The following is a 21212-nucleotide window of genomic DNA, read 5'->3' as shown; positions in this document are numbered from 1 at the left end:
GGTGCCAGGCACCAGGACACGGGCCCGACCGTTCCCCGCCACCTGAAAGATACTTCAGTCCTGAAGTGTTCGTGCGCGCACATCGGCGCGGTGCGCATCGTGGCACCATTCAGTTTCGCATTCTCATCAATGGAAGGAGAAACACGATGGCAACAGAACTGAATGGCAAGAAGATCGCCATCCTCATGACGGACGGGGTGGAGCAGGTGGAATACACGGGACCACGCACCTTCCTGGAAGAGCACGGCGCGCAGGTGACGCTGGTGTCGCCGAAGGCCAAGGGCGAACAGGTCCAGGGCTTCGACCAGCTGGACCCCGACAAGAAATTCGGCGTGGAACTGGCGGTCGAGGATGCCGTCGCAGGCGACTACGATGCGCTGGTGCTGCCGGGCGGCGTGGCCAACCCGGACAAGCTGCGCCAGTCGAAGGAATCGATCGCGTTCATCCGCGCATTCGGCGCGGCGGACAAGCCGGTCGCGGCGATCTGCCACGGCCCGTGGACGCTGATCGACGCCGGCCTCGCCAAGGGCAAGCGCCTGACCAGCTGGCCGACCCTGCGGCTGGACCTGCAGAACGCGGGTGCCGAGTGGACCGATGAGCAGGTCGTCGTCGACGGCAAGCTGGTCACCAGCCGCAAGCCGGACGATATCCCGGCCTTCAACAAGGCCATCCTGCAGCAGCTGACGGGCGGCTGATCCAGGTCCGCTGTAACGACAAAGCCCGGCTGTGCGAGCCGGGCTTTGCTTTAGGCGCTGTCACCGCACGTTGTGGCATCGGGCCCGACCACTGGCGGGACGCCGTGGTTTCCACAGGCTGCGGTGACAGCGCCTTGTTTTACGCAGTGCGATGCCTCACTGCCCCAGGCAGATAATCTTCGTCACGTATTCCCTGGCAGCCGCCTTCTTCTTCGCGGCCCAGTCGATGACTTCCTGCGCCTGCGCCACCGTCATCACGGTGGCCTTGTCCTTGTTGCGGATGAAGGAGACGCCCTCGAAGACGCCCTCCTTGCTGCGCATGACCTTCGCGAAGACGGGCGGTTTCGTGTCGCCGTCGCTGATCTTGTTCTGTTGCACCAGGTAGCGCTGATCGTCGTTGTCCATGTCGTTTCCCCCGATTGTCCCGTAAAGCAAAAAGCCCAACCGTTGCGGGCTGGGCTTCGTGCTTGCTAAATTCTGGCTCCCCGACCTGGACTCGAACCAGGGACCTGCGGATTAACAGTCCGTCGCTCTACCGACTGAGCTATCAGGGAAAAGAGGCCGCATTATAGCGGCCCGGTTTGCTGCTGGCAAGGGAATACTGTCCCCCGTGCCAGCCGCTCGCCTTTAGAAGGCGCCCTTCACTTGCACACCCCATTGACGCGGCTCGTTGATGAAGCCCGTCAGGTTGTTGAAGTCGATGGCGCCGGTGATGCGCTGCTGGTCGGTGATGTTGCGGCCGAAGGCAGCCACTTCATACTTGCCGCCCGCCCAGTTGTAGCCCACGCGCAGGCCGCCTTCCGTCAGCGGCTTGCCGGTGAACTCGGCCGCTTCGTACAGGAAGAAGTTGACCTTGCTGCGGTACGACCAGTCGGTCAGCACGAACAGGTTGCCCTCTGCCAGCGGCCAGTTGTAGCGGCCGGACAGGTTGACGATCCACTTCGGTGCCTGCGGCAGCGCATTGCCGTTGATGACGACGCGGCCGGCAGCATTGATCGGATCGAGGATCGTGCACGAAGCGCAGCGGTTCACGGACAGCGAAGGATCGTCGATCTTCGTGTAGTTGTAGCTGGTCGAGGCGGCCAGCTTGAAGTCCGGCGTGACGAAACCTTCGATTTCCGCTTCGATGCCGCGGCCCTTGGTCTTGTCGGCGTTGATCAGCGCGGTCACGTTCGAATTGCCGCCGACGACCGTCAGCTGCTGGTTCTTCACGTCGTAGTCGAAGATCGACAGCGAAGCGCGGGCACGGCGGTTCAGCAGGTCCGCCTTGATGCCGGCTTCATACGAGGTGATGGTTTCCGCATCGGCGATGGTGGCCGGGCCGGAGGCCGACGGCGCGCCGATCGACGGGGCACGGAAGCCGGTCGCCACGCGGGCGTAGGCCGACACGTCCTGGTTGATCGCGTAGGTTGCCGACAGATCCCAGTTGGTCTTGTGCTTTTCCGAGTTGATCGTCGACGGGCCCTGCAGCGTGGTGCCGGAGGCTTCGATCGTGTGGAAATCCTTCTTGTCGTTCGTGTAGCGCACGCCGCCGCGCACGGTCAGTGCGTCCGTCACGGCGTAGTTCACCGAACCGAACGCGGCCCAGGCCTTGTTCTTCTGGTTGCTCAGCACGCGGCTGGTGCGCACGCCGGTCGTCGAGTTGAAGTTGTCGCTGCCGCCGGTGGCGTCTTCGTCGAAGTAGTACACGCCGGCCTGCCAGTTCAGCGGACCTTCGTTCTTCGATTCGACACGGAACTCCTGCGAGTACTGCTTCAGGTCCGGCAGCACGGAGGCCGTCTCGACCTGGAACGGCACCACGCCGGGGCCGCCGTTGTAGCCGCCGTCGATGTCGCCGCGGCTGTTGTATTCGGCGATGGTTTCATAGCCGGTGACCGAGTACAGCTTCACGCCGCCCAGGTCCCACGACAGGCGCAGGCTGCCGCCGCGCGTCGTCAGGTTCTGGTAGTTCTGGCCGTTGGTGAACACCGTGCCGTCGTCGAAGTTGTCGACGAAGCTGTTGGTGCCCTTCTTGATGATGTTGGCGCGGAACAGACGGGCGCTGCCTTCGGTGGTGCGCTGGTGGATGTTGAACAGCGCGTTGAACGTGCCGTTCGGCTGGTACAGCACCTGCACGCGTTCGGCGTGTTCGTTGTAGCCTTCCAGGCTGTCCTTGCCGTCGCCCGCCAGGCCGTTCGACACGTAGTCATCGCGGTGCTGGCGCAGCGTGGAGACGCGCACCGCCCATTCGTTCGACAGCGGCACGTTGGCGGCCGCTTCGACGTTGGTGGTGCCGTGCGAGGCAACGGAGAAGTTGTAGTAGCCTTCCGTGCCCTTCAGGCTCGGCTTGGCCGATTCGAACTTCACCACGCCGGCCGGCGTGTTGCGGCCGAACAGCGTGCCCTGCGGGCCGCGCAGCACTTCCACGTTGGCCAGGTCGTACATCGGGTAACCCTTCAGGATCGGGTTCTCCTGCACCACGTCGTCATAGATCAGCGAGACGGGCTGCGAAGCGAAGATCGAGAAGTCGGCATTGCCGTAGCCGCGGATGTAGAAGCGCGGGAACACGCGGCCGGTCGACGATTCGATGTTCAGGCTCGGCACCTTGCCGGACAGGACGCGCACGTCCTCGCCGCCGGACAGGATCACGTCCAGCTTCTCGTTGGCGATGGTGGACACGGACACCGGCACATCCTTGATGTTCTCGGTACGGCGCTGCGCCGTCACGGTCACCGTTTCCAGCTGGCCGCTGGCGGCGTTCTGCTGGGCATTCGCCTGCGTGCTGGACTGGGTGGCATCCTGGGCCATGGCGGCCATCGGCAGGGCGGCCGTCAGAGCAAGGAGACGCTTGTGCATCTTGGACAGTTTCATCATGTGTTTTCCTGGTTTAGATAGTAGAAGCCTGCAAGGGTTACAACTGTCTCCGTGCTCGTGTCCGGGCTGCCTTCGTGGGCGCCTCATGTGTGTGCTGCGAGTCGAATGCCGTGATAAACAAAAAGCCGCGTATGAACGCGGCCTGTTGTTTTTATTCTGGCTCCCCGACCTGGACTCGAACCAGGGACCTGCGGATTAACAGTCCGTCGCTCTACCGACTGAGCTATCAGGGAAAAGAGGCCGCATTATAGCGGCGCCCAGCTAAGTCAACAACACCAATTTTGTGAAAACTGTCATGAGTTGTCTCAAATCGGATTCAGATAAAGACAAAAGGCTGGTTGAATGCCCCGCCAAAGGGCCTAGACTGGGGTCGATCGCCCGCAGCGATCACGTCTCCCCGGCCGAGGGACATCCCCACCACAAGGATCAACCCTCAAGGACACGCCATGAGCATTTACCCCAAAATGATGGCCCACGCCACCGGCGCGCCATTGGTGCTGGACAGCGGCCGCATCCTGCTGGCGCTGAAGGCGCCGCGCGAACGGACCGATGTCGAACAGTTCCTGCGCAGCCAGGACATGTACCTGGAAGACGAACCGGAAGGCGGCAACGACGGCGACAGGATTCCGGGCGAACGGGTCAACCATACGAAGACCAGGTTCTGGGCGCAGTCGCGCCGCCCGCTGGACGACGAACGCCTGCGCAAGATCGAACAGGCCGGCGGGCCGATCGGGCTGGACTTCCTCGGCCCCGTGTACCGCATGGCCGGCCAGGAAGGCCGCCGCGCGCTGATGGCGCCGCTGCCCAACGTGGGCGTGATCCGCCTGCGCGACAACCATGATCCGGACAACGGCCGCGTCCCTTTGGCCGACGTGCTGCGCCGTGACAACCAGCCGGCGCCGGTGCTGCGCGAGATCCCGGAAAAATCGAAGTACCTGAACGGCTTCCGCTACTACCAGATCACCAACGCCCGCGAAGTGAACGCCTATGAACTGCGCGACCGCGTGCGCCAGGCCCCGAACGGCGCCCTGCTCGACTTCCAGTTCGAAACCATGCCCCTGCTCACCCCCACGTCGATCGCCCCGAACGACACGCTGTTCCCGCAGCAGTGGGACATGACGCGCATCGAGGCCGGCGGCCCCGGCACCACCGGCTGGGACATCACCACCGGCGTCGCGACCGTGGTCGTCTGCGTGCTGGACGAAGGCTGCGACCTGACCCACCCCGACCTGCGCTTCGCCGACCCCGGCATCAACCTGGGCACGATGGTGCCGGACGGCTCCCCCACCGGCAACCACGGCACGGCCTGCGCCGGCATCGTGGCGGCCACCTATGACAACGGCACCGGCGTGACCGGCGTGGCCGGCAATTCGCGCATCCTGCCGGTCGCCTTCGATGCGTGGACGGACGTGGAAGTGGCCGCCGGCATCAACTACGCCAGCGCCAACGGCGCCAGCATCATCAGCATGAGCTTCGGCTGGAATGCGTGGAGCCCGGCCATCATCGACCCCGCCATCCAGAACGCGTTCAACAACGACGTGGTGATGTGCGTGGCCACCCACAACTACAACGGCCCGATCACCTACCCCGCCACCAATCCGCTGGTGATCGCGGTGGGCGCCTCGGACGAGATCGACAACCGCAAGACGCCGCTGTCGCCGGACGGCGAACCCTGGGGCTCGAACTTCGGCCCGGAGATCTCCGTCGTCGCACCGGGCGTGCACATCCCCACCACCGACATCCAGGGCGCCGGCGGCTACGATGCGGGCGACTATGACCTGGTGTTCAACGGCACCTCGTCCGCCACGCCGCACGTCGCCGGCCTTGCAGCGCTGATCCGCAGCGCCTATCCCACGCTGACCAATGTGCAGGTGCGCGCCCACATCGAACGCACCGCGCAGAAGGTGGGCGCAGTCGCCTACGCGGACACGGTGGGCCGCCCGAACGGTAGCTGGAACCAGGAGACGGGCTACGGCCGCATCAACGTCTACCGCGCCCTCGACGAAGCGGACGTGATGATCCGCGACGCGCCCGCCGACAACGGCAACGAACCCTACACGGGCGGCAATTTCTGGGACTTTTCCGACATCGTCGTGCGCATCACGGACGACGGCGTGTTCCAGCCGGGCGATCCGCTGCAGTCGAAGAACGTGGAACGGGGCCAGGCCAATTACATCTACGTGCGCGTGACGAATACCGGTTCGCGGGAAGCGCGCAATGTCACCATCGGCACGCGCATCACGCCGTATGTCGGCACGCAGTTCATCTACCCGCAGGACTGGACGCTGACCGATGCCACCCACGTGGCGCCGACCGGCATCACGACCAGCTTCGGCACGCTGGCCCCGGGCGCCTCGGCCCTGGCCAAGTTCCGCATCGAAGCGGCGCAGACGGAAACCCTGTACGGCTGGGTGGCCAACAACGGCTGGCACGGCTGCCTGATGGCCGTCGTCAATGCCGACAACGACTATGCGTTCGCCACCGCGCCGCTGACGGGCGACCCGATCACGGCCCGGCGCAACAACCTCGCACAGCGCAACCTGTCCGTCATCGACGTGCTGGCCAATTCACCGGCCGTGTTCCACTTCATTGCCGGCAACCGCTTCAACCTGGAGAGCCGCATGACCCTGCAGGTCGACCGCAGCCGCCTGCCGGCCGGCATGGGGGTCACGCTGTCGCTCGATGAACCGGGGATCGCCTTCCCCGCCATCGACTTCGAAGGCCAGGTGGAACCGGGCGAGACGACGGAAAACGCGGCCTGCGACGGCCTCGAATTCCTGTCCGAGACGAAGATCAAGACCCGCTTCGGCTGCTGCAACGGCATCCTCACGCTGGGCAAGGGCTCGCGCTTCGACTGCAAGCGCAAGCACGAACTGCGCAACATCAGCGTGCAGGGCGGCGACGTCGTCGTGCGCAACGGCCAGCGCTTCGTCGACATCAAGCAGCCGCTGGTCAGCATCACGATGGAGAAAGCACCCGGCATCGTCTACCCGCTGGCCGTGCGCACCACGATCCCCGGCACCGCCACCGCCGGCCAGCAGTTCATGCTGGGCGTGGCGCAGCAGAACAGCCAGGGCATGAACGTGGGCGGCGCGGGGATGGTGTATGTGGTGAGATAGCCGCGCCACTTACGGCCGAGTTCGTGTCCACCTTGGGGTCAGACCCCGACATGGACACGGGCTCGGCCGTGGAATGTGGCGCTACATCTGGCGGAAGAGGTGTGCATAGAGAGGACTGACGCGCACCTTCTCCGGCCGATGCTTCATGTGCAGCGACAGCTTGCCCGCCTCGTCGCGCTCGGCCGCCAGCACGCAGCCGGCGTTGACGATCGTGCCCCGGTGGACCTGCCAGAACACCTTGTCATCGAGCTGCGGCAGCAGCTCCTTCAGGCTCGTGCGAATCAGCGCCTCGCTGTTCGCGGTGACCACATTGACGTACTTGTCGAGCGCCTCGAAGTACACGACCTCCCCGATCGGGATCATGCGCACCTGGTTGCCGACGGCCGCGCGGATCACCGGCAGCCGCTCGACCGGCGCGGCGACCGGCAGCGCCAATGCGCGCAACTGCGCCACCAGCGCGTCCATGCCATCGGCCGCCTTCGGCGCATCGAGCCGCTGGCGCAGCCGTGCGACGGTGCGGCCCAGGCGCTCATCGCTGACAGGCTTCAGCACATAATCGGCAGCCGCCTTGTCGAAGGCCTGCAACGCGAATTCATCGTACGCCGTGACGAACACCACCTGCGGAAACGGCTTCGCACCAGGCCACCCTTCGGCCAGTTCTTCCGCCACTTCCAGCCCCGTCTTGCCGGGCATCTTGATGTCGAGGAACAGCACGTCCGGCTGGAGCGCCAGCGCCTTGTCCAGCGCCGCCACGCCATGCGGGCATGTCGCGATGATCTGCAGCTCGGGCCACAGGCGCGTCAAGGCAGCAGCCAGCGTAGCGGCCAGTATCGGTTCGTCTTCGGCGATCAGGGCAGTCGTCATGGTCTTCAGAGAGGGATGGTGATGCGGGAGACAGCGCCGCCGCCATCGGCTGGCGCCAGTGTAACGGCGGCGCGCTGGCCGAACAGGGCGGCCAGCCGCGCACGGGTATTGGCCAGGCCGACACTGGTACCCGCCTTGCCGGGACCGGCGTCCAGGCCGCGGCCATTGTCGGATACCGATAGCGTCAGCATGCCATCGTGCCGTGCCGCCTCGATACGGATCTGGCCACCATCGATCGTCGGCTCCAGCCCGTGCGCGATCGCATTCTCCACCAGCGGCTGCAGCAGCATCGGCGGGATGGCCACGTTGCGCAGCTCGTCCGGCAGCGCGAACGAATAGCTCAGCCGCTCGCCCATCCGCACCGCCATCAGCCCGAGATACGCTTCCAGCAGCGCGAACTCCTGCGCCAGTGTCGTCTCGGCCGCGCGCGACGACGACAGCGTGCCACGTAAAAACTGGATGAGCTGGTCGAGCATCTGCTGCGCGCGCGCGGGATCGAGCGCAATGAGCCCCTGCAGGTTCGCCAGCGTATTGAACAGCATGTGTGGTTCGATCTGCGCCTGAAGCAGCTGAAGCTGCGCCTGTAAAGCCTGGCGCTCGACGGCCTCCGCTCGCGCCCGCTCGGTTGCCGTCGCCGTCTCGGCCTTCAACAGGCGGGCGCGACTGGTGAAGAACAGCGCGACACCGCAGGTCACCAGCAAGGTCAGCAGCAACGATCCCGTCGACACGCGCGAACCGGGCATCCACATCCGGATGTGCTCGCCCAGCATCAGGCCTGCCAGCCAGCCACCGCCGAGCAGCGACACCGGCGTAGCCAGGCCGATCAGGGCAAAGTAGACCAGCCGCGGCGGCGCCGCGCCGCGGTTCCAGAACACCAGCAGGCTGCCGCGGATAACGACGAATGCAATCATGCCGATACAGCCGGAAATCAGGAGGTTGCGCAGGAACCCGGTCCCATCGCCAAAACCCCACGTCACCAGCACCGCACAGATCAGCACGACCACCGGCATCACGATCGCGTCCGTGAAGAAGCGGCGCCATGGCAATGCGTGGCGGCGTGGCAGGCTGTCTTCGGCGGGCATGGCAGGCTGGCGCATGGTCATTCTCGGCAACGGGATGACGCATTCTGGCGCGGCGGGCACGCAACTGCAACGGCAGGGCGACGAAACCGCGCCAGGCAACCGTGAAACGCCCCTCGACGGCCGCGAAAACCGACCCGACAATGCAAAAAGCCCAGCATCGCTGCTGGGCTTTTAAATTCTGGCTCCCCGACCTGGACTCGAACCAGGGACCTGCGGATTAACAGTCCGTCGCTCTACCGACTGAGCTATCAGGGAATTGAAGGCAACATCTTATACGTCTGAAGCAACATTTGCAAGCTTACTCAATCGTATCGTCCATCACCTTTTCGCTCACTTGCGTCAACGAAAGAAGCAAGAGTTTAGAGAACTTTGGCGATCGCGTCAACAACCACGTCGATATTCTTCGAGTTCAGCGCGGCCACGCAGATGCGGCCCGTGTCCACGGCGTAGATCGACTGCTCGCGCAGCTTGGCGACCTGTTCTTTCGTCAGGCCCGAGTACGAGAACATGCCCACCTGCTCGCGCACGAAGTCGAAGTCGTGGCCCGGCGCCTTGTCCTTCAGCTTCTGCACGAACGCTTCGCGGGTGGCCTTGATGCGCACGCGCATGGCTGCCAGCTCCTCTTCCCACAGCTGGCGCAGTTCCGGCGTGGCCAGCACGGTGGCGACGACCTTGCCGCCATGGACCGGCGGGTTCGAATAGTTGGTGCGGATGACGCGCTTCAGCTGCGACAGCAGGCGCGATGCTTCTTCCGCGCTCGAGGCGACGATCGACAGTGCACCCACGCGCTCGCCGTACAGCGAGAACGACTTCGAGAACGAGTTCGACACCAGCAGCGGCACGCCCGTCTCGGTGAAGCGGCGCACCACGGCGCCATCTTCCGCGATGCCGGCGCCGAAGCCCTGGTAGGCCATGTCCAGGAACGGCACCAGGCCGTTCGTGACGACGGCATCGATGACCTGGCCCCACTGGTCCTGCGTGAGGTCGGCGCCGGTCGGGTTGTGGCAGCAGGCGTGCAGCACCACGATGGCGCCCTTCGGCATGGCCTTCAGCGCGGCCAGGAAGGCCGGGAAGTTCACGCCGTGGGTGGCCGCGTCGTAGTAGGCATAATTGTTGACCTTGAAACCGGCGCTTTCGAACAGCGCGCGGTGGTTTTCCCAGCTTGGGTCGCTGATGTAGACCTCGGAATCCGGCGAGAAACGCTTCAGGAAATCGGCGCCCAGCTTCAGTGCGCCCGTGCCGCCGACGGCCTGCGCCGTGATGGCGCGGCGCTCTTGAATAACGGCGTTGTCGGCACCAAATACCAGCTCCTGCACCGCCTTGTCGTACGCGGCCAGGCCCTCGATCGGCAGGTAGGTACGCGGGGTCGGCTGTTCAATCAGGATGCTTTCCGCCTTCTGTACGCACGCTAACAGCGGCACCTTGCCGTTATCGTCATAATAAACACCGACACCCAGGTTGATTTTATTGGGATTGGTGTCCGCGTTAAAAGCTTCGGTGATCCCCAGGATCGGGTCGCGCGGAGCCATCTCGATGGCACTGAAAACGGAAGGGTTCGTCATGATAGGATTGGATTCGATTGGAAGCGGTTCGCAGCGATAAGCAGGTAGAACTACAGAGAGCTACAGCGGCAATCTTGGTACAACGCGGTCACGATGCACGGCAATTACGACGCGCGACGACGGCCTGTATCCCGGTTGCCGCGCAATGACTGCACAGGTTGTGTGCAGCGCACTATTCTAGCAAAGGTCTGACCTCATGGCTGATTTATCACTCGCCGGAACCGGCACGGATGGACCGGACGTCATCACGTTTCCGAACTCCCCCTTCAAACTGCACCAGCCCTTCCCGCCCGCCGGCGACCAGCCGACGGCCATCGCCAGCCTGTGCGAAGGCATCGAGGATGGCCTGTCGTTCCAGACGCTGCTGGGCGTGACGGGCTCCGGCAAGACCTACACGATGGCCAACGTGATCGCCCGCATGGGCCGTCCGGCGATCGTGTTCGCCCCGAACAAGACGCTGGCGGCCCAGCTGTACAGCGAGTTCCGCGAGTTCTTCCCGCAGAACGCCGTCGAGTACTTCGTGTCGTACTACGATTACTACCAGCCGGAAGCCTACGTGCCGCAGCGCGACCTGTTCATCGAGAAGGACTCGTCGATCAACGAGCATATCGAGCAGATGCGCCTGTCGTGCACCAAGTCGCTGATGGAACGGCGCGACGTCGTCATCGTCGCCACCGTGTCGGCCATCTACGGTATCGGTAATCCGAACGAATACCACCAGATGATCCTGACCCTGCGCGCCAAGGACAAGGTGAGCCAGCGCGACATCATCGCGCGCCTGATCCAGATGCAGTACTCGCGCAACGAGGTCGACTTCGGCCGCGGCACGTTCCGCGTGCGCGGCGACACGATCGACATCTTCCCCGCCGAGCACGCGGAGCTGGCCGTGCGGCTGGAGATGTTCGACGACGAGCTGGAATCGATCCAGCTGTTCGATCCGCTCACGGGCCGCGTGCGCCAGAAGATCCCCCGCTTCACCGTCTATCCGGGTTCGCACTACGTGACGCCCCGCTCGACGGTGCTGCGCGCGATCGAGAGCATCAAGGCCGAACTGCGCGACCGCCTGGAGTTCTTCCGCCAGGAGGGCAAGCTCATCGAAGAGCAGCGCCTCGAGCAGCGCACCCGCTTCGACCTGGAGATGATGGCCGAAATCGGCTTCACCAAAGGCATCGAGAACTACTCGCGCCACCTGAGTGGCGCCATGCCGGGCCAGCCGCCGCCAACGCTGATCGACTACCTGCCGAAGGACGCGCTGATGTTCATGGACGAGTCGCACGTGCTGGTCGGCCAGCTGTCGGCCATGTACAACGGCGACCGCTCGCGCAAGACGAACCTGGTGGATTACGGTTTCCGCCTGCCGTCCGCGCTGGACAACCGGCCGCTCAAGTTCGAGGAGTTCGAGAACAAGATGCGGCAGATGATCTTCGTCTCGGCCACGCCGGCCGAGTACGAGAACAAGCATGCCGACCAGGTGGTGGAACAGGTGGTGCGTCCCACGGGCCTCGTCGATCCGCTGGTGATCGTGCGCCCGGCCCGCACGCAGGTCGACGACCTGCTCTCCGAGATCAACGACCGCATCGCCAAGGACGAACGCGTGCTGGTGACGACGCTGACCAAGCGCATGTCCGAGCAGCTGACGGAATACCTGACCGACCACGGCATCAAGGTGCGCTACCTGCACAGCGATATCGAGACGGTGGAACGGGTGGAGATCCTGCGCGACCTGCGCATCGGCACGTTCGACGTCGTCGTCGGCATCAACCTGCTGCGCGAGGGCCTCGACCTGCCGGAGGTGTCGCTGGTGGCGATCCTGGACGCCGACAAGGAAGGCTTCCTGCGTTCGGAACGCTCGCTGATCCAGACGATCGGCCGCGCGGCGCGTAACCTGAACGGCGTGGCGCTGCTGTACGCGGACCAGATGACGGACTCGATGAAGAAGGCCATCGACGAGACGGAACGCCGCCGCGCCAAGCAGCTCGCCCACAACGAGAAGCACGGCATCGTCGCGCGCGGCGTGAACAAGGTCATCAAGGACATGATCGACGGCGTCTACGACCCGAACAAGCAGGTCGTGGCGCTGGAGGCTGCCCAGGAGAGCGCGAAGTACGAGTCGATGAACGAGAAGCAGATCTCGAAGGAGATCAAGCGCCTCGAAAAGATGATGGTCGACCACGCGAAGAACCTGGAGTTCGAGAAGGCCGCCCAGGTGCGCGACCAGCTGCATCTGCTCAAGGAGCAGCTGTTCGGTGCGCCGGGCGCCGATGTCATCTCGATCACCGGGCAGTAAGCACCCCGTGCTGCATGCAAAACGCCGCGTTCAACGCGGCGTTTTTTTATGTGCTGGCCGATGAGCGGCGGTGTCAGGCACCGTTTGCCTCACCTGCGTTCTTCAACTCAGCGCACGTCCAGCAGCTCCACGTCGAAAATCAGATTCGAATTCGGCGGAATCGGCCCCGCGCCACCCGCGCCATAGCCCATCTCGGCCGGCACGATCAGCGTGCGCTTGCCGCCCACCTTCATGCCCTGCACGCCTTCGTCCCAGCCGCGGATGACCTGGCCGCCGCCCAGCTGGAAGCTGAACGGCTCGCGGCCGATCGACGAGTCGAACTTGTCGCCGTGCTTGTCCGCCGCGGTCGGCACGTACATCCAGCCCGTGTAGTTGACGACGGCCGTGGCGCCGGCAATGGCTTCCTTGCCGGTACCGGTGACGGTATCGATCTTCTGCAGGGCGATCGGCGCCGCATCGGCCGCTGCTGGCGCCGCCGCCGGTGCCGCCTCCGGCGCCGGCGTCTTGTTACGGTCGCAGCCGGCGAGCGCCAGCGTGAGGGCCAGGCCGAGGGCGCAGGTGGAAATCAGTTGTTTCATGGTGGTCTTTCGTGATGGTTATGCAAAATCGGATGCCGGCGCAGCATACAGGGCGCGTGGCGATCCGCCAACCCGCGCACCGCTGGCAGAACGCTAGGACTTGCGCTTGCGGTGCACGTCCCTGAACAGCAGCATGTCCGTGATGCGCTCCGGCTTGTCGCCGGAAAACCCCAGCTGCACGGAGCGCTCGGCCGGATTGACCCAGGTGCCGAACAGCAGATCCCAGATCGGCAGGCCGTAGTTCTGCGCGTGGTGGTTCAGCTGGTGGTGCACCGTGTGCATCTCGGGGCGCTGGATGAGGTAGCCGAGCCAGCGGGGCGTGCGCACGTCGCTGTGCAGGAACAGGTCGAAGATCCCCGTCAGCAGCAGTGCGATGGCGGCGGCAACCGGGCTGGCGCCCAGCAGCAGGTAGCTGACGCCGCCGCTGATGCAGATGGCGGCCGCCGTATCGAGCGGATGCGCGTAGAACGCGGTCAATGCCTCCACCCGCCGCGCGCTGTGATGCAGCTGGTGGAACACGCGCCAGAGCCAGTCCGAATGATGCGTGGCGCGGTGCCACCAGTAGAACAGGAAGCTGGTGACCAGGAAGCTGAGGAAGCCCACCAGCGGGTCCGGCAGCCAGCGCCCCGCTTCGACCAGCGCCACGCGGCTGATGGCCGTGCCGAAGAAGTAGCCGGCGGCCAGCGTCACCAGCACCGTCGCCGCGCCCGTCATCGAAGCCAGGATGAGCCAGCGCCGGTCGCAATGGTTGCGCGATGCGGGCGCGATGACTTCGCGCGTGAACAACGCCACGAACGCCAGGCCCACGATCGGCAGCACGTAGAGTTCGACCATGGCTACGGCGTCTTGACGAATTCGCGGATGCCGCCCAGCAGCATCTCGATCGACATGGCGGCGAGGATCAGGCCCATCAGGCGCTCGAACGCCGTCATCACCTGCGTGCCCAGCACCTTCTGCAGCTTCTCGGCGCCCAGGAACACGGCCAGCCACACGACGACGACGGCGGCCAGCGCCGCCACGTGGATCATGACTTCACCGGTCGTCTCGCGGGAGAACAGCAGCACGGTGGCGAGTGCGGAGGGACCGGCCAGCGCGGGGATCGCCAGCGGCACGATGAACGGCTCGCCGCCTTCGCTGCGGCCCAGTACTCCGTCCGGATGCGGAAACACCATGCGGATCGCGATCATCAGCAGGATCACGCTGCCGGCGATGCGCAGCGAGACTTCGGAGAGACTCAGCGCCTTCAGGAACGGGCCGCCGAAGAACATGAACACCAGCAGCACCAGGAACGCGATCAGGCATTCGCGGATGACGATCTTCGGCCGGCGCGCCGTTGGCACCGGTGCCAGCGCGGTGGCGAACAGCGGCACGTTGCCGAACGGGTCGGTCACCAGCAGCAGCAGGATGAAGGTCTGGAAGAAGTTTTCGGTCATGGTCGCTCACGGTCGGGCAAAGAGGGATGGTACCTGCAGCCACCGGCGCATGCAATCGTGGCAAGTCGCGGCAATGCGTGGCAATGCTAGAATCGGGGGATGAAGCGTCTGTTCCTGATCCTGCTGCTTGCCCTGCTGCCCCTGCAATATGCCTGGGCGGCCGCTGCTGCGTACTGCGATCACGAAGCGGGCAAGCGTTCGCACTTCGGCCACCACTCGCACCAGCAGCACGGCGGCGGCCAGGTGGACAACCACGATCACCCGGACAAGAAACACCAGCCGGCCAAGGTGCATGCCGACTGCGCCGCCTGCCAGTTCGGCCACCAGGCCTGGCTGGGCATCGAGTGGTTCGCGCCACTGCCGGCCACGCGCGCCGCCTGGCCGCCGCAGGACACCCTCCACTTCACCTCCCACATCGCCGAAGGCCGCCAGCGGCCCGACTGGCGCGCTCCCGCCTGACGCGGCGGGACGACCATCATCCAGGCGGCTGCCCGGCCGCGCCGTCCCGTCGAATTTCAATCGTATGAACCGATACGGAGAATTCGATGCCAACCCATGCATCTCCCATTTGCGGGCGCCTGCTGCTGTGCACCTGCCTCTTCGCCGCGCCCTTGCGCAGCGAAGCCGTCGACCTGCCCGGCGCCCTGGCGCTGGCGGCCCGGCACAGTCCTGCGCTGGCTGCGGCCCGCCTCGACACCGAATCGTATGATGGCGCCCTCCAGCAGGCCGCCGCACGTCCCAACCCCACGCTGTCGTTCGATGCGCAGCGCGGCCGCCTCGACGAACGCGAAACCACCTGGCTGCTGACCCAGCCGCTGCAGGCGCCAGCCAAGCGCGATGGCCGCATCGCCGTCGCCCGCGCCGAACAAAGCGCCGCCGCTGCCACGCAAGGCCTGCGCGACGCCGAAGTGCATGCGCAGGCCGTGGCAGCCTTCCGCGCCCTGCTGCTGGCGCAGGAACGCGTGCGCCTGGCGGATGATGGCGTGATGCTGGCCACGCGCGCCCGCGATGCCGTCGCACGCAAGGTCGCGGCGGGCAAACTGTCGCCGGTCGAGGAACTGCGCGCTGGCGTCGCCGTAGCGCAGGCCCGCCTGGAACGCAGCCAGCTGGGCAATACGCTGGCGCAGGCGCAGGTGCAGCTGGCCGCACTGTGCGGCGAAGCGGTCACGGCGGACGGCAATGCCGACGTGCTGCCCGAACCGCCCGCCGGCGCCACGCTCGATCTGCTGGTGATGACCTCCCCGGCCGTCCATCTGGCACAGCGCGAACGCGACCAGCGCGATGCGCAGGTGCAGCTGGCGCGCGCCGAGCGCCTGCCCGATGTCGCCGTCACCTTGGGCAGCAAGCGCTTCGGCGAAACGGGCCACCGCGCCACCATCGCCGGCCTGTCCGTGCCGCTGCCGCTGTTCGACCGCAACCAGGGCGCCACGCTGCAGGCCACGCGCCGCGCCCAGCAGGCCAGCCTTGCCATGGAAGCGGCGCAGCTGGAGGTACGCATCGCCGCCGGCCAGGCCGCTGCCGACCTGGCCTCGGCCAGTGCGGCCGCCGCCACGCTACGCCATGAAGTCATGCCCGCCGCACAGGAAGCGTATGAAGCCGCCGGCAAGGGCTTCGAATACGGCAAGTTCGGCGTGACGGATGTGCTGGACGCCCAGCGCACGCTGCTGCGCGCCCGCGCCGATTACCTGGACGCGCTGGCCTCGGGCCACCGCGCCGCCGCCGAGCTGGAACGCCAGCTGGGCCACCATTGGGAACATGCACGATGAAACGCCATCAACTCTACGTCATCGCCGCCATCGTGGCACTGGGCCTCGTGCTCGGTGTCGCCATCTGGCTCACCAGCGGCCACGACGCGGCACCGGAAGCAGCGGCCACCGAAAACCACGACCACGTGCCGTTCGACGCCGCCCGCATCCGCACCGCCGGCATCACGCTGGCCACCGCCGGTCCCGCGCCATTGAGCGTGTCGATGACGCTGCCCGGCGAGATCCACGCCAACGCCGACCGCACGGCCCACGTGGTGCCGCGCGTGCCCGGCCGCGTCGAGCGCGTGCTGGCCGACCTGGGACAGCGGGTGCGAAAGGGCCAGCTGCTGGCCGTCGTCAGCAGCGACGAACTGGCCGAACGCCGCAGCACGCTGTTCGCGGCGCAGCGGCGGCTCGACCTGGCCCGCGAGACCGTCGTGCGCGAGGAAAAGCTGTGGCGCGAACGCATCTCGCCCGAGCAGGACGTGCTGCAGGCCCGCGCCGCCCATGCCGAGGCGCAGATCGCCGCCCGCAACGCCCAGGCGCGGCTGGCCGTGCTGGGCGCGGGCCAGACCGGTCGCCTCGACACCTACGAGCTGCGCGCGCCCATCGATGGCACCGTGCTGCAGAAGCATATCGCCGTCGGTGAAGCGGTGGGCAACGACACGGCCATCTTCACCATGTCGGACCTGGCAACGGTGTGGGCCGAAGTGGCCGCGTCGCCGGCGGACCTGAACCGGCTCGCCGTCGGCACCAAGGCGACGATCCGGGCACCGGCACTCGGACTGAGCGCGGAAGGCGCCGTGGTGCAGGTGGGTGCCGCGCTGGGCGAGCAGACGCGCCAGGCTACCGCGCGCATCGCCCTGTCCAACACGGGCGGCGCGTGGCGTCCCGGCCTGCTGGTCGACGCGGTGGTACCCGCACCGCCCGTCGCGGCAGCCGTCGCCGTGCGCAGCGATGCGATCCATACGGTGGAAGGACGCAGCGTGCTGTTCCTGCCGGCGCAGGGTGGCTTCACCATCCGGCCGGTCCGCACCGGCCGCACGGACGGCAAGCTCACGGAAGTCGTGGCGGGCCTGCCGGCCGGCACGCCCTACGCGGCTGCCAACAGCTGGCTGCTGAAGGCGGAACTGGGCAAGGAAGGCGACGAGCATGGCCACTGAGATGCAGCACGGTCCCAACCTGTTCGACCGCCTGATCCGCTTCGCCATCACGCAGCGCCTGCTCGTGATGCTGCTGGTGCTGGGGGGCGTGGTGGCCGGCACCGCCAGCTACCGCCTGCTGCCCATCGACGCGCTGCCGGACATCACCAATGTCCAGGTCCAGATCAACACGGCAGCACCGGGCCTGTCGCCGCTCGAAGTGGAGCAGCGCATCTCGCAGCCGCTGGAACTGGCGATGGCCGGCCTACCCAAGCTGGAGCAGACGCGCTCCCTGTCGCGCTACGGCCTGTCGCAGATCACGGTGGTGTTCCGCGACGGTACGGACCTGTACTTCGCGCGCCAGCTCGTCAGCGAACGAGTGCAGCAGGCGCGCGGCGCACTGCCGCCCGATACGCAGCCGGCGCTCGGCCCGCCCTCCTCCGGCCTGGGCGAGATCTACCAGTGGCAGGTGCAGGCCGATCCGGCAGCGCGCAAGCCGGACGGCACGGCCTACACGACGGCCGACCTGCGCGAGATCCAGGACTGGATCATCCGCCCGCAACTGCGCACGGTGCGCGGCGTGGCGGACGTCAACGCAATCGGCGGCATCGTGCGCGCCGTGCTGGTGGCGCCGGACGTGCAACGCCTCGCCGCACACGGCCTGACGTTGCGTGCGCTGACCGAAGCGCTGGAGCGCAACAACGGCGACACCGGCGCTGGCTACGTGGAACGCAACGGCGAGCAGCTGCTGGTGCGCGTGCCGGGCCGCCTGCGCTCGGCCGACGATGTCGGCAACGTCGTCGTCGCGGCCAACGATGGCGTGCCGCTGCGCGTACGTGATGTCGCCACGGTCGGCACGGGCGGCGAGCTGCGGACCGGCGCGGCCACCGTCGACGGCCAGGAAGCCGTGCTCGGCACGGCGCTGATGCTGGTCGGCGAAAACAGCCGCACCGTGGCAAGCGCCTGCGCGGAGCGTCTCGCCGACATCAACCGTTCCTTGCCGGGAGGCGTGCAGGCCGTTGCCATGTACGACCGCACGGTGCTCGTCAACAAGGCCATCGGCACGGTGCGCAACAACCTGCTGGAAGGCGCCGTGCTGGTGATCGCCGTGCTGCTGGTCTTCCTCGGCAACGTGCGCGCCGCCCTCATCACGGCACTGGTGATTCCGCTGGCGATGCTGCTGACCTTCACGGGCATGATGACGCAGCACGTCAGTGCCAACCTGCTCAGCCTGGGCGCGCTGGACTTCGGCATCATCGTCGATGGCGCCGTGGTCATCGTCGAGAACTGCGTGCGGCGCCTGTCCCATGCCCGCGCGGCACTGGGCCGGCCGCTCACGCGGCAGGAGCGTCACGACGAAGTGTTCGACGCGGCCCGCGAGGCCCGCCGCCCGCTGCTGTACGGCCAGCTGATCATCATCGCCGTGTACCTGCCGCTGTTCGCGCTGTCCGGCGTGGAAGGCCGCATGTTCCAGCCGATGGCGGTCACCGTCGTCATCGCGCTGCTGGCCGCCATGCTGCTGTCCGTGACGTTCGTGCCGGCCGCCGTGGCGCTGTGGATCGGCGACCACGCCGTCGAAAAGGAAAACGGTGCGATGCGCATCGCGCGCCGCTGGTACGCGCCGCTGCTGGAGCGCGTGCTGGCCAATGCGCCCGTCGTCATCACGTTCGCGGTGGTGACGGTGCTGGTGGGAGGGCTGGCGGCGGTGCGCATGGGCAGCGAGTTCGCGCCGCAGCTCGATGAAGGCGACTACAGCATCCAGGCGCTGCGCATGCCCGGCACGAGCCTGACGCAGTCGGTGGCGCTGCAGCAGCAGCTGGAGACGGCCCTGCTGAAACGCTTCCCCGAGATCGAGCGGGTGTTCGCGCGCACGGGCACGGCGGAAATCGCGTCCGACCCGATGCCGCCGAACGTCTCGGATGGCTACGTGATGTTGAAGCCAAGAGCAGAATGGCCGGATCCGAAGCGTGAACGGGACGATCTGCTGGCGGCCATCCGCGAGGCCGTCGAAGCCCTGCCCGGCCAGCGCTACGAGTTCTCGCAACCGGTGCAGCTGCGCTTCAACGAGCTGATTTCCGGTGCGCGGGGCGACGTGGCCGTGAAAGTCTTCGGCGACGATCCGGACATGATGGCGGCCATTGCGGCGCGCATCGCAGCGCGGCTGCAGCGCGTGCAGGGTGCGGCGGAAGTGAGTGTCGAGCAGAGTGCCGGCCTGCCCGTGCTGAACGTGGGGGTTGACCGCGACCGCGCCGGCCGCCTGGGGCTGAACGCGGCCGACATCCAGGAGACGGTGGCCATCGCCACGGGCGGCAAGGTGGCCGGCAGCATGTTCGAGGGCGAGCGCCGCTTCGATGTGCTGGTGCGGCTGCCGGAAGGCGCGCGCTCCGATCTCGATGCGCTACGGCGCCTGCCGCTGGCACTGCCGGGCGACAAGCGTGCTTTCGTGCCGCTGAGCGAGGTGGCGACCCTGTCGATCGAGGAAGGCCCGAACCAGCTCAGTCGCGAGAACGGCAAACGGCGCGTGCTCGTCAACGTGAACGTGGACGGGCGCGACATCTCGTCGTTCGTCGCGGAAGCGCAGGCGGCGTTGAAGAAGGTGCCGCTGCCGGCTGGCGTGTGGCTGGGCTGGGGTGGGCAGTTCGAGCAGCTGCAGGCCGCCACCGCGCGCCTGGCCTACGTGGTGCCGGCCGCGCTGCTGCTCGTGCTGGCGCTGCTGCTGGCGATGTTCGGTACGCTGAAGGACGGGCTGCTGGTGTTCACCGGGATTCCGTTCGCGCTGACGGGCGGGATCGCGGCCCTCTACCTGCGGGGGATACCGCTGTCGATCTCGGCGGCCGTGGGGTTCATCGCGCTGAGCGGTGTCGCCGTGCTCAATGGGCTGGTGCTCGTGCATGCGATCCGCGGACTGCGTGACGAGGGGCTGGGTGTCGATGACGCCGTGCGCCAGGGCGCCCTGCTGCGGCTGCGGCCCGTGCTGATGACGGCGCTCGTGGCCTCGCTCGGCTTCGTGCCGATGGCGCTGGCCACGGGAACCGGTGCGGAGGTTCAGCGGCCGCTGGCCACTGTCGTCATCGGCGGGATCCTGTCGTCGACGGCGTTGACGTTGCTGGTGCTGCCGTTGTTGTATCGGTTGACGCACAGGTAGCGCGCCGCAGAATCGGGGACAGGCACCTATTTATGAGCAACACGCGTGTTGCTCATAAATAGGTGCCTGTCCCCGATGGTCGCAAGACGAAAAAAAGCGGAAGGCCTCGCAGCCCTCCGCTTTTCATGAAGAAGCCCAACCCTTACGAGTTCGCTTCGCCCTTCTTGATCCACGCCGCCAGCTGGTGCGGGCGCAGGCCGTCGTAGTCTTCGAACGGCTGGTGGATCCACGGGTTGTGCGGCAGTTCTTCCATCTGGTAATCCGGACGGAAGGCCGACGAGCCCTTGGTCCAGATCACGGCCGATTTCACTTCCGTCACGCCTTCGAAATTGTCCTTCAGGTGCTGCATCACTTTCGTCAGCGTGACACCGGAATCGGCCAGGTCGTCGACCAGCAGGATGCGGCCGGACAGGGGGCCCTTCGTCATCGTCATGTACTTGGCGATGTCGAGGTCGCCCTGCACCGTGCCCTTGTCGGCGCGGTAGGAGCTGGTCGACAGGATCGCCAGCGGCACGTCGAAGATGCGCGAGAACACGTCACCGGGACGCACGCCGCCGCGCGCGAGGCACAGCACCATGTCGAACTTCCAGCCCGACTCGTGCACCTTCAGCGCCAGGCGCTCGATCAGGCGGTGGTATTCATCCCAGGACACCCACAGGTGCTTTTCGTTGGATTCAGGAGTGCTCATGTAATTCCTTCTGCTGCGA

The 21212-nt window shown here is 66.3% G+C and carries 17 protein-coding genes and 3 tRNA genes; 8 read left to right on the top strand and 12 right to left on the bottom strand.

From position 1 onward, the window contains the following. Window positions 1–146 precede the first annotated feature (146 nt). A complete protein-coding gene (locus IP91_RS11280; protein ID WP_145649060.1) occupies window positions 147–695 on the top strand; it encodes a type 1 glutamine amidotransferase domain-containing protein in 549 nt (182 codons plus the stop codon). A 156-nt stretch (window positions 696–851) separates the two neighbouring features. Here the strand turns inward: IP91_RS11280 and IP91_RS11275 are convergent, their stop codons facing one another. From IP91_RS11275 to IP91_RS11260, 4 genes are all read right to left on the bottom strand, one after another. After that, complete coding sequence (locus IP91_RS11275) at window positions 852–1100, bottom strand: hypothetical protein (protein ID WP_145649059.1); 249 nt, start codon at window positions 1098–1100, stop codon at window positions 852–854. 73 nt (window positions 1101–1173) lie between these two features. Further along, window positions 1174–1249: transfer RNA gene (locus tag IP91_RS11270), tRNA-Asn, on the bottom strand. 73 nt (window positions 1250–1322) lie between these two features. Continuing rightward, window positions 1323–3548, bottom strand: a complete 2226-nt coding sequence (locus IP91_RS11265; RefSeq protein WP_145649058.1) for a TonB-dependent receptor — start codon at window positions 3546–3548, stop codon at window positions 1323–1325. 157 nt (window positions 3549–3705) lie between these two features. Beyond that, window positions 3706–3781: transfer RNA gene (locus tag IP91_RS11260), tRNA-Asn, on the bottom strand. A 213-nt stretch (window positions 3782–3994) separates the two neighbouring features. Between IP91_RS11260 and IP91_RS11255 the strand changes: the two genes are divergently transcribed. Next, on the top strand, window positions 3995–6667 hold the full coding sequence (locus tag IP91_RS11255) for a S8 family serine peptidase (protein WP_145649057.1): 2673 nt from the start codon (window positions 3995–3997) through the stop codon (window positions 6665–6667). An 81-nt stretch (window positions 6668–6748) separates the two neighbouring features. Here IP91_RS11255 and IP91_RS11250 read toward each other — a convergent pair whose 3' ends face one another. After that, window positions 6749–7531 carry a LytR/AlgR family response regulator transcription factor gene (locus IP91_RS11250; protein WP_145649056.1) on the bottom strand — a complete coding sequence of 261 codons (783 nt, stop codon included), beginning with the start codon at window positions 7529–7531 and terminating at the stop codon, window positions 6749–6751. Between the two features lie 5 nt (window positions 7532–7536). Continuing rightward, window positions 7537–8628: a sensor histidine kinase gene (locus IP91_RS11245; protein ID WP_158643127.1), complete on the bottom strand. Its 1092-nt coding sequence runs from the start codon at window positions 8626–8628 to the stop codon at window positions 7537–7539. Here IP91_RS11245 and IP91_RS26015 point away from each other — a divergent pair. Further along, window positions 8627–8788: a hypothetical protein gene (locus tag IP91_RS26015; RefSeq protein ID WP_158643126.1), complete on the top strand. Its 162-nt coding sequence runs from the start codon at window positions 8627–8629 to the stop codon at window positions 8786–8788. The two genes, IP91_RS11245 and IP91_RS26015, sit on opposite strands and share 2 nt — an antisense overlap. A 4-nt stretch (window positions 8789–8792) precedes the next feature. Here the strand turns inward: IP91_RS26015 and IP91_RS11240 are convergent. Both IP91_RS11240 and IP91_RS11235 read right to left on the bottom strand, forming a co-directional pair. Further along, window positions 8793–8868: transfer RNA gene (locus tag IP91_RS11240), tRNA-Asn, on the bottom strand. A 104-nt stretch (window positions 8869–8972) separates the two neighbouring features. Then, entirely contained in the window at window positions 8973–10175 is a 1203-nt protein-coding gene (locus IP91_RS11235; protein WP_145649054.1) for an amino acid aminotransferase, read from the bottom strand. 196 nt (window positions 10176–10371) lie between these two features. Here IP91_RS11235 and uvrB point away from each other — a divergent pair, with 196 nt between their 5' ends. Then, window positions 10372–12462, top strand: a complete 2091-nt coding sequence (gene uvrB / locus IP91_RS11230; RefSeq protein WP_145649053.1) for an excinuclease ABC subunit UvrB — start codon at window positions 10372–10374, stop codon at window positions 12460–12462. 107 nt (window positions 12463–12569) lie between these two features. Here the strand turns inward: uvrB and IP91_RS11225 are convergent, their stop codons facing one another. From IP91_RS11225 to IP91_RS11215, 3 genes are all read right to left on the bottom strand, one after another. Next, a complete protein-coding gene (locus IP91_RS11225) occupies window positions 12570–13040 on the bottom strand; it encodes an FKBP-type peptidyl-prolyl cis-trans isomerase (RefSeq protein WP_145649052.1) in 471 nt (156 codons plus the stop codon). Window positions 13041–13133: 93 nt separating this feature from the next. Next, window positions 13134–13874 carry a sterol desaturase family protein gene (locus IP91_RS11220; RefSeq protein WP_145649051.1) on the bottom strand — a complete coding sequence of 247 codons (741 nt, stop codon included), beginning with the start codon at window positions 13872–13874 and terminating at the stop codon, window positions 13134–13136. A gap of 2 nt (window positions 13875–13876) precedes the next feature. Further along, window positions 13877–14473, bottom strand: a complete 597-nt coding sequence (locus IP91_RS11215; RefSeq protein WP_145649050.1) for a MarC family protein — start codon at window positions 14471–14473, stop codon at window positions 13877–13879. A gap of 99 nt (window positions 14474–14572) precedes the next feature. Here IP91_RS11215 and IP91_RS11210 point away from each other — a divergent pair, with 99 nt between their 5' ends. From IP91_RS11210 to IP91_RS11195, 4 genes are all read left to right on the top strand, one after another. Next, a complete protein-coding gene (locus tag IP91_RS11210) occupies window positions 14573–14932 on the top strand; it encodes a DUF2946 family protein (protein ID WP_145649049.1) in 360 nt (119 codons plus the stop codon). Between the two features lie 86 nt (window positions 14933–15018). Beyond that, window positions 15019–16239 carry a TolC family protein gene (locus tag IP91_RS11205; RefSeq protein WP_145649048.1) on the top strand — a complete coding sequence of 407 codons (1221 nt, stop codon included), beginning with the start codon at window positions 15019–15021 and terminating at the stop codon, window positions 16237–16239. Continuing rightward, window positions 16236–17381, top strand: a complete 1146-nt coding sequence (locus tag IP91_RS11200) for an efflux RND transporter periplasmic adaptor subunit (RefSeq protein ID WP_145649047.1) — start codon at window positions 16236–16238, stop codon at window positions 17379–17381. The genes IP91_RS11205 and IP91_RS11200 overlap by 4 nt, the downstream gene beginning before the upstream one ends. A gap of 19 nt (window positions 17382–17400) precedes the next feature. Further along, window positions 17401–20505 (top strand): efflux RND transporter permease subunit, encoded by a 3105-nt coding sequence (locus tag IP91_RS11195; protein ID WP_145649283.1) that lies wholly within the window; start codon window positions 17401–17403, stop codon window positions 20503–20505. A gap of 142 nt (window positions 20506–20647) precedes the next feature. Here the strand turns inward: IP91_RS11195 and IP91_RS11190 are convergent, their stop codons facing one another. Then, window positions 20648–21193 (bottom strand): phosphoribosyltransferase, encoded by a 546-nt coding sequence (locus IP91_RS11190; protein ID WP_145649046.1) that lies wholly within the window; start codon window positions 21191–21193, stop codon window positions 20648–20650. Between the last annotated feature and the right edge of the window lie 19 nt (window positions 21194–21212).

Source organism: Pseudoduganella lurida (assembly GCF_007830455.1).
GTDB classification, from domain to species: domain Bacteria; phylum Pseudomonadota; class Gammaproteobacteria; order Burkholderiales; family Burkholderiaceae_D; genus Rugamonas; species Rugamonas lurida.
Note: the sequence above shows the minus strand (reverse complement) of the source record. Positions and strands in the feature narration are given on the sequence as shown.

Coding starts and splice junctions, on each gene's coding strand:
- IP91_RS11280 (WP_145649060.1), top strand. CDS start 147: ATGGCAACAGAACTGAATGGCAAGAAGATCGCCATCCTCATGACGGAC.
- IP91_RS11275 (WP_145649059.1), bottom strand. CDS start 1,100: ATGGACAACGACGATCAGCGCTACCTGGTGCAACAGAACAAGATCAGC.
- IP91_RS11265 (WP_145649058.1), bottom strand. CDS start 3,548: ATGATGAAACTGTCCAAGATGCACAAGCGTCTCCTTGCTCTGACGGCC.
- IP91_RS11255 (WP_145649057.1), top strand. CDS start 3,995: ATGAGCATTTACCCCAAAATGATGGCCCACGCCACCGGCGCGCCATTG.
- IP91_RS11250 (WP_145649056.1), bottom strand. CDS start 7,531: ATGACGACTGCCCTGATCGCCGAAGACGAACCGATACTGGCCGCTACG.
- IP91_RS26015 (WP_158643126.1), top strand. CDS start 8,627: ATGGTCATTCTCGGCAACGGGATGACGCATTCTGGCGCGGCGGGCACG.
- IP91_RS11245 (WP_158643127.1), bottom strand. CDS start 8,628: ATGCGCCAGCCTGCCATGCCCGCCGAAGACAGCCTGCCACGCCGCCAC.
- IP91_RS11235 (WP_145649054.1), bottom strand. CDS start 10,175: ATGACGAACCCTTCCGTTTTCAGTGCCATCGAGATGGCTCCGCGCGAC.
- uvrB (WP_145649053.1), top strand. CDS start 10,372: ATGGCTGATTTATCACTCGCCGGAACCGGCACGGATGGACCGGACGTC.
- IP91_RS11225 (WP_145649052.1), bottom strand. CDS start 13,040: ATGAAACAACTGATTTCCACCTGCGCCCTCGGCCTGGCCCTCACGCTG.
- IP91_RS11220 (WP_145649051.1), bottom strand. CDS start 13,874: ATGGTCGAACTCTACGTGCTGCCGATCGTGGGCCTGGCGTTCGTGGCG.
- IP91_RS11215 (WP_145649050.1), bottom strand. CDS start 14,473: ATGACCGAAAACTTCTTCCAGACCTTCATCCTGCTGCTGCTGGTGACC.
- IP91_RS11210 (WP_145649049.1), top strand. CDS start 14,573: ATGAAGCGTCTGTTCCTGATCCTGCTGCTTGCCCTGCTGCCCCTGCAA.
- IP91_RS11205 (WP_145649048.1), top strand. CDS start 15,019: ATGCCAACCCATGCATCTCCCATTTGCGGGCGCCTGCTGCTGTGCACC.
- IP91_RS11200 (WP_145649047.1), top strand. CDS start 16,236: ATGAAACGCCATCAACTCTACGTCATCGCCGCCATCGTGGCACTGGGC.
- IP91_RS11190 (WP_145649046.1), bottom strand. CDS start 21,193: ATGAGCACTCCTGAATCCAACGAAAAGCACCTGTGGGTGTCCTGGGAT.